The following is a 12,271-nucleotide window of genomic DNA, read 5'->3' on the forward strand; positions in this document are numbered from 1 at the left end:
CGCCCGCAGCGGCGCCAGACGGTAGATCCCCGCGAGCCACTGCGCGCGGCCGCCCGCGTCGACCAGGTGCAGGCCGTGAACGGATGCCGGCAGCCCCGGGTCGGACGCCGCCGGCACCAGTAGGCGGGCGGCATCCGCTGCCCACGGCAGGTCGCAGGCCAGCAGGAGCACCCAGTCCGCAGGCCCGGACGCGGTCGCGTGCTCGAGCGCCGCGAGTCCCGCCACGATGCCGGCGACCGGGCCGCCGAACGGGGGATCTTCGAGCGTCCAGGTCAGCTCGGACGTGTCGTCGTCCGGGACGGCCGCACGGGCCTCCTCCGGCCCGACCACGACAACGTTCCGGGCGAGACCGCGGGCGTCCAGCACCCGGGAGAGCAGCGTGCGCCCGGCCACCTCGACCGCGGGCTTGACCGCGCCGTCGAGGCGCCGGGCGCGCCCGCCCGCCAGCACGATCAGGTCGACGCTCATGGCTGCTCGGGTCATCGCTACTCGTTCGGGCGGTGCCAGTCGCCGGACTTCCCTCCGGTCTTCGTGATGAGGCGCACGTTCTCGATCCAAACGGACTTGTCGAGGCCTTTGACCATATCGACCACGGCGAGGGCGGCGATCGACACGGCGGTCAGCGCCTCCATCTCGACGCCGGTGCGGTCGGCCGTGCGCACGGTGGCCGTGACGCGCACCCCGGTGTTTTCGATGACGAGGTCGACGGCGGCGCCGTGCACCCCGATCACATGCGCGAGGGGGAGCAGGTCGGCGCACTTCTTGGCACCCTGGATGCCGGCGATGCGGGCCACGGCGAGCACATCGCCCTTGGGGGTGCTGCCGTCGCGAAGGGCCGCGATGACCGTCGGTCCGCAGGCCACGAAGCCGGCGGCGGTGGCGCTGCGCACGGTGGGCTGCTTCTCGGTGACGTCGACCATGCGGGCCTGGCCGGAAGAGTCGAGATGCGTGAAGGGGTGTGCGGACAGGTCGCGGATGCTCATGTCAACAGCATGACAGTGACGCGGTCGCCCTCGGCAATCCGCGTCACGTTTTCCGGCACGATGGCCAGCCCGACGGCCTGAGCAAGCCCGGCGACGAGGTGGGATCCCGACCCGCCCGCGGCGGACCGGCGGACCACTCTGCGGATTCCCACGCCCTCGAGGGTCACCGGCATGTACTGGGCACGGCCGGGCGGGGAGTCCCAGCTCTCCCCGGCGGTCGCCGAGATCGTGGGGCGAAAGAGGTCGATGTGCCCGCCGAGGCGGCGCAGGGCCGGCCGCACGAACACCTCGAACGACACGAAGGCGCTGACCGGGTTGCCGGGGAGGGCGAAGATGAGCGGTCCCTCGACTGCATTGTCGTCGGCCGGCCAGCGGCCGAAACCCTGAGGCTTGCCCGGCTGCATCTTGACCGGCCCAAACCGTACGGTGCCGAGCGGGGCGAGCACGGCCTTGACGATGTCGTAGGCGCCGACGCTCACCCCGCCGGAGAGCACGATGGCGTCGACCGTGCCGGCGAGGCTGGCCAGCAGGCTGCGGAGCGTGTTCTCGTCGTCGGGAACCGCGCCGAGCCGGATCGGCACCCCACCGGCGGCGGTGACGGCCGACGCGAGGAGGTAGGAGTTGGAGTCGGGAATCTGGCCGCGCCGGGCGGGTTCGCCGGGGGTGACGAGCTCGCTCCCGGTGGAGATCACGGCCACGCGCGGAGCCGGGTGCGCCCGGAGCGACGAGGTTCCGGCGCTGGCGGCCGCGGCAACCCGGGTCGGCCAGAGCACTGAGCCGCGGGTGAGCACGGTGTCGCCGGCGTGGGCGTCTTCGCCGGCGCGACGGATGTGCGCTGCCGGCTGCGGCGCCCGCACGACGGTGACCGTGTCGATGCCCTGATCGGTGTCTTCGATCGGAACCACGGCATCCGCCCCGTCCGGGAGCGGCGCCCCCGTCATGATCCGGGCCACCTGCCCGGTCTCCAGGTGCGGGTTCTGGCTGGTTCCGGCCGCAAGGTCGGCGACCACCGGCAGCGTCACCGGGTGCTCGGCGGAGGCCTGAAGCAGGTCGGCGCGCCGGACGGCATAGCCGTCCATGGCCGAGTTGTCGAAGGGAGGTGTGTCCGTGGCGCTTCGAACATCCTCGGCCAGCATCAGGCCCAGCGCCTCGTCAAGCGAGACCAGCACGGGCGGCAGCGGGGCGACCGCGGCGAGCACGAAGGAGAGCTGGTCGGCGACGCTGCGGGCCGAGACCGGTACGGCGCAAGCGTCGGCGTCGTGCTCGTGGGCGTGCTCGTGCGTGTTCCCCGTCATGGTCAGTTCCCCGCTGTGGTCGTCGATTCGTTGGACACGGCGTCGCCGGCCCACTTGCTGCCCCGGCCGGGAGCCGTGCGTGCGGCGACGGCGACGTCCCAGGCGACGATCCCGCCGGCGAGCAGGGTGAGGCCGGTGAAGCCGGCCGCGTCCAGGGCCATCGCGGCGCGTTCGGCCCGCGGCCCCAGATGGCAGTGCAGCACCAGCGGCACGTCCCGCGGCAGGGTGGCCATTCCGGCCTCGGTGAGCAGGTCGCCGAGAGGCAGCAGGACGGCATCCGGGATGGCGCTCTCGGCGTGCTCGTCGGGCTCGCGCACGTCGACCAGCACGAACGGGTCGGTTCCCTCGGCGCGGGCAGTGAGCCGGGCCACGAGCTCCACCGGGGTGAGCGTCGACCAGGCCCCAGCGGTGGCGGCCCGAGCGGAGCCGCGGGCGGCGGCGAGGGTCGCTGCCGGGTTCGGGTCGGCGGCGGCGATGCCGGTGCCGATCAGGGGCACTTCGGTGAAACGGCCCGAGAGCGCGTCGATCACGAGCACGCGCCCGATCAGCGGAGCGCCGATACCGGCGATCAGCTTGATCGCCTCGGTGGCCATCAGCGAGCCCACCTGGCCGCAGAGCGCGCCGAGCACGCCGGCTTCGGCGCAGTTGGGCACCTCACCCTCTGTGGGCGGGGTCGGGAACAGGTCGCGCAGATGCACCCCGGTGAGGCCGCTCTCGGCCGGTGGGCTGGCCCAGAACACCGACAGCTGGGCGTCGAAACGGAGAACGGATGCCCAGACCAGTGGCAGGCCCAGGGCCGCGCAGGTGTCGTTGACCAGGAAACGGGTGGGGAAGTTGTCGGTGCCGTCGATGACCACGTCGTAACCGCCGATGATCGCGGCGGCGTTGCCGGCGTCGAGCCGTTCGGCGTGCTGCACGACCACGGCCTCCGGCGCGATCTGGGCGATCGATTCGGCGGCGCTGGCCACCTTGGGGCGTCCGACATCCGCCTGGCCGTGCACGATCTGGCGTTGCAGGTTGCTGGGTTCGACGTCGTCGCCGTCGACGATGCCGATCGTTCCCACGCCGGCCGCGGCCAGGTAGATGAGCGCGGGGGACCCCAGCCCGCCGGCGCCGAGCACGAGCACCCGGGCGTTGGCGAGGCGGCGCTGGCCGAGCTCGTTGAGCTGGGGCAGACGGCGTTGGCGGGCGGTGCGAACGGATTCGGCGCCGCTCAGGCGGGCGATCGGCTCGACAAGAGGGGGAATGGCCATGCTTCCACGGTAGGCGTTGGCAGCGCCCGGTGTGTACCCAAAACAGTCATCTGAGCACACCCCTTGAATTTCAGGCCGCAATGTAGTCCTCTAGATGTGAAACAGGCACCAACTAGAAATTTCGATGCAGTCTCGCGCGGCCCGACGGGTCTCGCTGTGAGGGAAGCAAACAGGAACTAGGAAGGTACTTCATGACTGGGAACAGAGCAGTTGCCTACAAGAGCCCGGGCGTCGTCGAGGTCATCGACATCGACTACCCGACCTTCGAGCTGAAAGACGGACCGGGTGTCAACCCGGCGAACGTGGGCCGCAAGGTGCCGCACGGGGTCATCCTCCGCACGGTCACCACCAACATCTGCGGCTCGGACCAGCACATGGTTCGCGGGCGCACGACCGCGCCGTCGGACCTCGTCCTCGGCCACGAGATCACCGGCGAGGTGGTCGAATGCGGACCCGACGTCGAGTTCATCAAGGTTGGCGACATCGTCTCGGTGCCGTTCAACATCTCTTGCGGCCGGTGCCGCAACTGTAAGGAGCGCAAAACCGGAATCTGTCTCAACGTCAACCCCGACCGCCCGGGCAGCGCCTACGGCTACGTCGACATGGGCGGTTGGGTCGGCGGCCAGGCCGAGTACGTGCTGGTGCCGTACGCGGACTGGAACCTCCTGAAGTTCCCGGACCGGGACCAGGCGCTGGAGAAGATCATGGACCTCACCATGCTCTCGGACATCTTCCCGACCGGCTTCCACGGAGCGTTCAGCGCGGGCGTCGGGGTCGGATCGACCGTATACATCGCCGGAGCGGGCCCGGTGGGTCTGGCCGCGGCGGCATCCGCTCAGCTGCTCGGGGCCGCCGTCGTCATCGTCGCCGACCTCAATGAGGAGCGGCTGGCGCAGGCCCGCAGCTTCGGCTGCGAGACCATCGACCTGCGGAAGGGCGAACCGCAGGATCAGATCGAGCAGATCCTGGGTGTGCCCGAGGTCGACTGCGGCGTGGACGCGGTCGGCTTCGAGGCCCGCGGCCACGGCAAGGATGCCGGAACGGAGCGTCCGGCCACGGTGCTGAACTCGCTGATGACGGTCACGGCCGCCGGTGGTGGCCTGGGCATCCCGGGCCTCTACGTCACGGGTGACCCGGGCGGGGTCGACGAGGCGGCGAAGGTCGGCTCGCTGTCCATCCGGCTGGGCCTCGGCTGGGCCAAGTCCCTGTCCTTCGCTACCGGTCAGACCCCGGTGATGAAGTACAACCGGTCGCTGATGATGGCGATCCTGCACGACAAGGTGCAGATCGCGAAGGCCGTCAACGCTCAGGCGATCAGCCTGGACGATGCCCCGCGCGGCTACGCCGAGTTCGACGCCGGCAAGTCGATCAAATACGTGCTGAACCCGAACCAGTACATCAAGTAAGCGCGTTCGACCGGTAACAGGACATCCGGCCCGCGGTTCGCCCGGGTCGGATGCCCTGTTCTGCTGAGGCCGGGCATTTGTCACCGTCCCGAAGGACTTTTGCCGCGGAGGGCGGCGGTTAGTGTGGAGACATGATTGATCAGTTCCAACGCCCGCTGCACGATCTGCGCATCTCGGTCACCGACCGCTGCAACTTCCGCTGCGTGTACTGCATGCCCAAAGAGGTCTTCGGCAAGGACTTTGCTTTCATGGAACGCGACGAACTGCTCTCCTTCGAAGAGATGACCCGGCTGGCGCGGATCAGCGTGGCGCACGGGGTCGAGAAGATCCGCCTCACCGGCGGTGAGCCGTTGCTGCGCAAAGGGATCGAGGAACTGGTGGCGATGCTGGCGGCGCTCCGCACCCCGGACGGCCGCCCGATCGACATCGCGATGACCACCAACGGTTCGGTGCTGGCGCTGAAGGCCCGGGCTCTGAAGGACGCCGGGCTGAAGCGCGTCACGGTGTCGTTGGATTCGCTCGACGACGCCACGTTCCGGGCCATGAACGACGTGAAGTTCCCGGTCGCCAAGGTGTTGAACAGCCTGGACGTGGCCCACTCGGTCGGGCTCGGCCCGATCAAGATCAACATGGTGCTCAAGCGCGGGCAGAACGATCAGGACATCGTTGCCATGGCGCGCCACTTCAAAGGCACCCCGTACATCCTCCGGTTCATCGAGTTCATGGACGTGGGCTCGAGCAACGGCTGGGAGATGGGTGACGTGGTGCCCTCGGCCGAGGTCGTGGCCCGCATCAACGCTGAACTGCCTCTCGAGGAGGTGGCCCCCAACAAGACCGGTGAGACCAGCCGCCGGTGGCGCTACCGCGACGGCGAGGGGGAGATCGGCGTGATCTCCAGTGTCACCCAGTCGTTCTGCCATTCCTGCTCGCGGGCGCGGGTCTCCACCGACGGCAAGCTGTTCACCTGCCTGTTCGCGACCGAGGGGCACGACTTGCGTGCCCTGATGCGCGGCGGTTGCACCGATGAGCAGCTGACCGAGGTGCTGAAGCAGATCTGGCGCGAGCGCACGGACCGCTATTCGGAGCTGCGCAGCGCCGAGACCGGCCGGCTGCGCGCATCCGGCAAGAAGAGAATCGAAATGTCGTACATCGGTGGGTGAATCCAGATGAGCAGGATCACGGCCAGGCGCAAGGTCGTGCGACTGACGGCGGGCGAGAATCCCACCAGCCGGGAAGACGTGCTGGCGGTCGAAGAGCCACTCGAGATCCGCGTGAACGGCCGCTCCCTCGCCGTCACGATGCGAACCCCCGGCAACGATTTCGACCTCGCCGCCGGGTTCCTGGTGTCGGAGGGCGTCATCACCCGGAACGAGCACTTTTCCACGGCCCGGTACTGCGCCGGCGCCACCGTCGAGGGCGTTAACACCTACAACGTGCTCGACGTGTCGCTCGCGCCCGGGGTCACACCGCCCGACCCGAGCCTGGAGCGATCGTTCCTGACGACCAGTTCCTGCGGGCTCTGCGGCAAGGCCAGCATCGACGCCGTGCGCACGAAGTCGGCGTTCCCGGTGACGGCTGACCCGCTTCAGGTCGACGCAGAGCTCCTGACGAGCTTCCCCGAGGTCTTGCGTGCCGCCCAGGACGTTTTCGAGAAGACCGGCGGCATCCATGCGGCCGCCCTCTTCGACGGGACCACCGGGCGGATGCTGGTGCTGCGCGAAGACGTCGGCCGCCACAACGCGGTCGACAAGGTCATCGGCTGGGCGCTGAAGGAAGACCTGCTTCCGCTCACCGGCACGGTGCTGATGGTGTCGAGCCGGGCGAGCTTCGAACTGGCGCAGAAGGCGCTGATGGCCGGGATTCCGGTGCTCGCCGCCGTGTCGGCGCCGTCGTCGCTGGCCGCCGAGTTCGCGGACGAGGTAGGCATGACGGTGGTCGGGTTCCTGCGCGGCGACTCCATGGTGATCTACGCCGGGGTGGAACGCATCACGAGCGGCGAGCGGACGCCGCAGAGCGTCCCCGGCTAGCCGCGCTCCGCGGGTTCGACCACCCGCCCGGTGCGCCAGGTGTCGACCGTGATCACGCAGCCCACCACTATCAGGGAGATCGAAACGGAGGCCAGGGCATCCGTGGTCCAGTGGTAGCCGAGGTACAGGCGGCTGAGGGCCGCCAGCACGGTGCCGACCACGGCGATGCTGAGACCGAGGGTGGTGGCCCGCATGCTGCAACGGCGCGAGAGCAGAAGGTAGGCGGTCACCAGCAGGAAGTCGGATGCACCCAGCACGTGGCCGGAGGGGAACGAGAACGTGAGATCCGTGCCGTACAGCATCAGGTCGATCGGCGGCCGCTCGCGGCCGACCGTGCGTCCGATGACCTGGGCCAGCACCACGCCGGTTGCCATGGCACCGGCGAGCAGCAGGGGGCGCCAGGCGTGCCGGGTGAGAAGACCCCAGCCGACGCACACGACCAGCACGATCAGGGGCAGCGCGACCGGCCCGAATACGACCGCCAGCACCACCATCACGGTCGTCAGAACGGGGGACCGGGCTTCCAGCAGCCACTCCTGCACGGGGAGGTCGATGGCGGTGACGCCGCCGCCGCTCAGCACACTCAGCAGCGTGAGCGTGAAGACGACGGCGCCGAAACTCAGGCAGGCGATCGCGGTGACTTGGAGCATGCGGCGGGACCGGGCATTGCGTTCCCACGTCTCGACGACGTACCGGTCGTGGAACGTGCGCCACGGATGCGACGCGCGGCTGCGTCGGCGTTCGCGATCGAGTGTCACGGCCAGGGGAGCCCAGACCGCCACCGCGATCCCGATGCCGAGCAGTGCCGCCCCGACGGTGTCGGTCAGCCAGTGAGCGCCCAGGTAGGTGCGGCTGAGCATCATCAGCGCCGTGTACAGCGCCCCGGCCAGCCACACCCACCAGAACCGGAAGAGCAGCGCCAGGATTATCGCCAGCGTCGCCGCATTGGCGACATGGCCGGAGGGGAACGACCCGAAATCGACGCTGACCAACAGATCGTCGAGCTCGACCGGGCGGGCCCGGCCGAACAGCCACTTGAGGAGGTGCACGGCGGCACCGGAGACCACGGTTACCGCGAGGGCGAAGCCCGCGGCCCACGGGCGCTTGAAGAACAGGAGCAGGCCGATGAGCAGACCGGGCACGACGACGGAGGCGGTGAGACCGCCGCCCAGGCTGTTCATCACGAGGGCGAGGGAATCCCACACCGGTGCCCGATTGCCGGACACCGCGATCATCCACTCCGTGTCCAGGGCGAACGGCTTGCCGTTCCGGGAGATGACCAGGCCCAGACCCACCGCCAGCGCGACGGTGACCAGCCCGGAGAGCAGCGGCCACCAGTGGGTGACGCGCTGTGCCCCAGCGCCCGTGTTCACGCCTCGGCTCACGTCAGCGGTGCTGAATTCGCTGCCTCGTGGGCGATGAATCGCACGGACATGGCCTTGTAACCGGGGGTGTTCGACTCCCGGGCCACGAGCTCGCGGTGCATCAGGGCGTTCGCCTCGGGGAAATACGCGGCCGCGCAGCCCCGCGGGGTGGGGTAGACCACCAGGCGGAACTCGTTGGCGCGCCGCTCCTCGCCCCGGAAAGTGCTGATCACGTCGACCATGTCGCGGTCCGCAAAGCCCAGCTCGGTGACGTCGTCCTGGTGGATCAGGATGACCCGGCGGCCGCCGGAGATTCCGCGGTAGCGGTCATCCAGGCCGTAGAACGTGGTGTTGTACTGATCGTGGCTGCGCATGGTCTGCAGGATCAGGTGGCCGGCCGGCGGGGTGAGGTACTCGAGCGGGCTGACCGTGAACCGGGCCCGGCCGATGTCGGTGGCGAAGCTGCGGGTGTCGCGGGGTGGGTTGGGCAGTACGAAACCGTTCTTCGTCTTGAGGCGCGCGTTGAAATCGGTGAAGCCCGGGAGAACCCGCGAGATGCGGTCACGGATGACGTCGTAGTCGTCGGCCATCGCCTTCCAGTCGATCACGTGGTCGTCGCCGAGGGTGGCGCTGGCCATCCGGGCGACGATGACGGGCTCGGCGAGCAAGTGCTCGGAGACCGGGTCCAGACGCCCCTGCGTGGTGCGCACGACCGACATGGAGTCCTCGACCGAGAGCACCTGGCGACCACCCGGGTGCTTGTCGTCCGTGTCGGTGCGCCCCAGCGTCGGCAGGATCAGCGAGGTCGTGCCGTGCATGATGTGCGACCGGTTGGGCTTGGTCGACACGTGCACGGTCAGGCCCACGCGCTGCATTGCCGCCTCGAGGGCCACTGTGTCGGAGCAGGCGAGGGCGAAGTTGCCGCCCATCGACACGAACACGTCGACGTCGTCGTTCTCGAAGGCCGCGACGGTGTCCACCGAGTCGAGGCCGTGCTTGCGAGGGGACTCGATGCCGAATTCCTTGTCCAGCGCGGCGAGCATCGATTCCTTGGGCTTCTCCCAGACGCCCATGGTGCGGTCGCCCTGCACGTTGGAGTGGCCGCGAACCGGGCAGGCGCCGGCGCCCGGCTTGCCGAAGTTGCCCTGCAGCAGGAGCAGGTTGATGATCTCCTTGAGTGTGTTGACCGAGTGCGGCTGCTGAGTGAGTCCGAGCGCCCAGCAGATGATCGTGGCCGTGGAGTCGATCATCATCTGCGCGACGGTGGAGATCTCCACCGCGGTGAGCCCGGTGGCCTTCTCCGTCTCGGCCCAGTCGATGGTCGTGCGGGCGGCGCGGTACTCGTCGAGGCCCTGGGTGTTCGCCGCGACGAACTCCGCGTCGACGACGGAGCCGGGAACGCGCTCCTCCGCTTCGAGCAGCAGGTGGCCGAGGGCCTGGAACAGGGCCAGGTCGCCGCCGACCTTGATCTGCAGGTACTCGTCGGCGAGTGCTGTGCCATCGCCGATCAGGCCGGAGACCGACTGGGGATCCTTGAAATTAAACAACCCGGCCTCGGGCAGCGGGTTGACGGCGACGACCCGGCCACCGTTGTCCTTGCACTCCTTGAGGGCCGACAGCATCCGCGGGTGGTTGGTGCCCGGGTTCTGGCCGACGACGAGGATCAGCTCGGCATGGTGGATGTCTTCGAGCGAAACGGTGCCCTTGCCGATGCCGATGGTGGCGTTCATGGCGCTTCCGGAGGACTCGTGGCACATGTTCGAGCAGTCGGGCAGGTTGTTCGTGCCGATCGAGCGGGCGAACAGCTGGTAGAGGAACGCCGCCTCGTTGGCGGTGCGTCCCGAGGTGTAGAAGACCGTACGGTCGGGAACGGTGGCTCGGATCCGCTCGCCGATGAGCTCGAAGGCTTCGTTCCAGGAGATCTGGGAGTAGTGCGTGTCGCCGGGACGGATGACCACCGGATGCGTGATGCGGCCCTGGTTGCCGAGCCAGTACTCGGTCTTCGTGGCGAGCTCCTCGATCGAGTGCTCGGCCCAGAACGCCGGCGTCACGGTGCGCAGGGTGCTCTCCTCGGCGACGGCCTTGGCGCCGTTCTCACAGAACTCCGCGGTCTTGCGGTGGCCCTGCGACTCCGGCCACGCGCAGCCCGGGCAGTCGGTGCCGTCGCGCTGGTTGAGGCGCAGCAGCGCCTTCGCCGTGCGGGGAACGCCGGCCTGCGCGAACCCGCGATCGAGCGCCACCAGAACCGCTTCCACTCCGGCCGCGGACTTCTTCGGCTTCGTGACGGCCAGATTGTCTTCGTTGATGTCTTCGATCGGAGCGCGTCGTGTCATGTGACCATTTTGCTCCATTTCACAGGGCGTTCCGACATCGGCTACGTGTATGTTCGGATCGGACTGCTTGAAGCAGGAGACAGAGGGGGCACCGTGGGAACTCACACGACGCTGGACACGATGCGGCAGACCCGGTCAATCCTGGACGGCATTCGCTGCGCCGACGACCTGACCATCGCAGCGAGCCGGGACGGCGGCATCCGCGCCGTGCGCCTGCTCGCGCAGGCGGCGACCGACCCTGGCGACCAGCTGACCGCGATCGCAGCCATTCACTCGCTCGGCCAGGTGTTCGACGAGTCCGCGGATGACGTGCTCGTGTCGCTGCTCACCCACGACTCCCTCTTCATCCGCGAACACACGGCCTGGGCGTTCGGCGCCCGGCTGCCCCGGTTCGAGGCGATCTCCGGACTGCTGAGCATGGTGGTCGACGGCGGCTTCTCCGGCATGATCGCCCAGCGCACGCTGGAGCAGTGGAGCTCGTCGGTGCCGGTGCATGTGGCGCTCGCCCTCGAGGGCACCCTGATCGGCGTGCATGAGTGCGGCGCCCGCGCCCGCCTGGTCGAAACGATGGGTCTCATCGCCGGGCGCATCCCCGAACGTCTGCTGCGCCGGGTCGCAGTCGACGGCTCCGAGCCGAACGCGGTGCGTGCGGCGGCGATCGCGGCCATCGGCGACCTCGGTCCGAACGAGGCCAACATCCGTATCGTGAGCGACCTGTCGCAGGGCAGCGGCGTGCTTGCCGACGTGGCCCGGCTCGCCCTGATCGACTTGACCGTGCCGGCCTACCCGCGCCCGCCGTGGAGCCGGGGGCTGACGGTGGCCCAACTCTTCCTGCACGCCGACATCGACCGCGAACTCAGCCAGGTGGGAGCCGGCGATAACGGTGGCATCGCCACGCTGCTCGTGCGCCTGGGCGACGCGCTCGTCTCCGGCGGCAGCGGCAGCGGCGGCAGTGAGCGCGGCGGCTCCGTGGAACGGGTGCTCACCCTCTCCCGCGGCAGCTTCGCCGGCGCGCTCACCTCTCTGTCCGAGGTCGGGTCTTCCCTCGCGGAGCACGCCTTCGCGACCGTGCCCTTCCTGGGCGAACCCGTCGCCTCGGTCGATGCCTGGCCGCGGCGGATTGCGACGCAGCGCGGCATCCGTCGCATTCTGCGCGCCGCCGGCACCGTCGACGCGATCCACCTGCGAATGGCCGACATCGGCACGCTGGCTGCCTCCACCGTCGCCCGCGAGCTCGACATTCCGATCGTGTTCACGGTGGCCCCCGACCCGCACAGCGTCATCCACTCCCTCGACAGTTCCGGGGTGCTCACCCGGGCGAACTTCGGCACGGTCGACGAGACCGAGCACTTCTGGTTCCGGGCCCGGCTCGTTCAGCGGCTGGCCGCGGATGCCGCGCACACCGTTCTCTTCCCGAGGCCCGAGCTGCGGCGTGACATGCGCGACCTTGTGGGAATCGATATCCGGCAGCATCCGGAACGCCACTCCGTGATCGCGGAGGGCATCGACCTCGCCGTGATCGAGCGTGCCCTGGCGGATGCCCGACTCGCGGCCGACCCGCCCGCCGCGCACGCGACCGGCGCGACCGGCGTGACCAGCGCGGCGGGCGC

General features: G+C 69.3%; 10 protein-coding genes. 4 read left to right on the forward strand and 6 right to left on the reverse strand.

Going from position 1 to position 12,271, the window contains the following annotated elements:
* The 4 genes from E3T34_RS03230 to E3T34_RS03245 form a co-directional block, all read right to left on the reverse strand.
* Positions 1-483 (reverse strand): molybdenum cofactor guanylyltransferase (locus E3T34_RS03230; RefSeq protein WP_134342179.1); only part of this gene is annotated, 483 nt, incomplete at its 3' end.
* A 2-nt stretch (positions 484-485) separates the two neighbouring features.
* On the reverse strand, positions 486-983 hold the full coding sequence (gene moaC, locus E3T34_RS03235) for a cyclic pyranopterin monophosphate synthase MoaC (RefSeq protein ID WP_104101336.1): 498 nt from the start codon (positions 981-983) through the stop codon (positions 486-488).
* Complete coding sequence (gene glp / locus E3T34_RS03240; protein ID WP_134342180.1) at positions 980-2,278, reverse strand: gephyrin-like molybdotransferase Glp; 1,299 nt, start codon at positions 2,276-2,278, stop codon at positions 980-982. Before glp ends, moaC begins: the two co-directional genes overlap by 4 nt.
* 2 nt (positions 2,279-2,280) lie before the next feature.
* Positions 2,281-3,531 (reverse strand): ThiF family adenylyltransferase, encoded by a 1,251-nt coding sequence (locus E3T34_RS03245; RefSeq protein ID WP_134342181.1) that lies wholly within the window; start codon positions 3,529-3,531, stop codon positions 2,281-2,283.
* Between the two features lie 191 nt (positions 3,532-3,722).
* On the opposite strand from E3T34_RS03245, the gene fdhA reads away from it, so the two are divergent.
* The 3 genes from fdhA to fdhD all read left to right on the forward strand — a co-directional run bounded on the left by fdhA (position 3,723) and on the right by fdhD (position 6,964).
* A complete protein-coding gene (gene fdhA / locus E3T34_RS03250) occupies positions 3,723-4,937 on the forward strand; it encodes a formaldehyde dehydrogenase, glutathione-independent (protein WP_104101328.1) in 1,215 nt (404 codons plus the stop codon).
* 131 nt (positions 4,938-5,068) lie between these two features.
* Complete coding sequence (moaA, locus tag E3T34_RS03255) at positions 5,069-6,097, forward strand: GTP 3',8-cyclase MoaA (RefSeq protein WP_134342182.1); 1,029 nt, start codon at positions 5,069-5,071, stop codon at positions 6,095-6,097.
* Between the two features lie 6 nt (positions 6,098-6,103).
* Positions 6,104-6,964 carry a formate dehydrogenase accessory sulfurtransferase FdhD gene (gene fdhD, locus E3T34_RS03260; protein WP_134342183.1) on the forward strand — a complete coding sequence of 287 codons (861 nt, stop codon included), beginning with the start codon at positions 6,104-6,106 and terminating at the stop codon, positions 6,962-6,964.
* Here fdhD and E3T34_RS03265 read toward each other — a convergent pair.
* Both E3T34_RS03265 and E3T34_RS03270 read right to left on the reverse strand, forming a co-directional pair.
* Positions 6,961-8,349, reverse strand: a complete 1,389-nt coding sequence (locus E3T34_RS03265; protein ID WP_174843119.1) for a phosphatase PAP2 family protein — start codon at positions 8,347-8,349, stop codon at positions 6,961-6,963. The genes fdhD and E3T34_RS03265 overlap by 4 nt on opposite strands.
* Complete coding sequence (locus tag E3T34_RS03270; protein WP_134342184.1) at positions 8,346-10,661, reverse strand: FdhF/YdeP family oxidoreductase; 2,316 nt, start codon at positions 10,659-10,661, stop codon at positions 8,346-8,348. The genes E3T34_RS03265 and E3T34_RS03270 overlap by 4 nt, the downstream gene beginning before the upstream one ends.
* Positions 10,662-10,754: 93 nt before the next feature.
* Between E3T34_RS03270 and E3T34_RS03275 the strand changes: the two genes are divergently transcribed.
* A partial coding sequence (locus tag E3T34_RS03275; protein ID WP_134342185.1) for a glycosyltransferase occupies positions 10,755-12,271 on the forward strand: 1,517 nt, incomplete at its 3' end.

The sequence above is a fragment of the Cryobacterium sp. TMT1-62 genome (assembly GCF_004403145.1).
GTDB lineage: Bacteria > Actinomycetota > Actinomycetes > Actinomycetales > Microbacteriaceae > Cryobacterium > Cryobacterium sandaracinum.

Excerpts from the sequence above, each read along its gene's own strand:
- moaC (WP_104101336.1), bottom strand. The coding sequence starts at position 983 with ATGAGCATCCGCGACCTGTCCGCACACCCCTTCACGCATCTCGACTCT.
- glp (WP_134342180.1), bottom strand. The coding sequence starts at position 2,278 with ATGACGGGGAACACGCACGAGCACGCCCACGAGCACGACGCCGACGCT.
- E3T34_RS03245 (WP_134342181.1), bottom strand. The coding sequence starts at position 3,531 with ATGGCCATTCCCCCTCTTGTCGAGCCGATCGCCCGCCTGAGCGGCGCC.
- fdhA (WP_104101328.1), top strand. The coding sequence starts at position 3,723 with ATGACTGGGAACAGAGCAGTTGCCTACAAGAGCCCGGGCGTCGTCGAG.
- moaA (WP_134342182.1), top strand. The coding sequence starts at position 5,069 with ATGATTGATCAGTTCCAACGCCCGCTGCACGATCTGCGCATCTCGGTC.
- fdhD (WP_134342183.1), top strand. The coding sequence starts at position 6,104 with ATGAGCAGGATCACGGCCAGGCGCAAGGTCGTGCGACTGACGGCGGGC.
- E3T34_RS03270 (WP_134342184.1), bottom strand. The coding sequence starts at position 10,661 with ATGACACGACGCGCTCCGATCGAAGACATCAACGAAGACAATCTGGCC.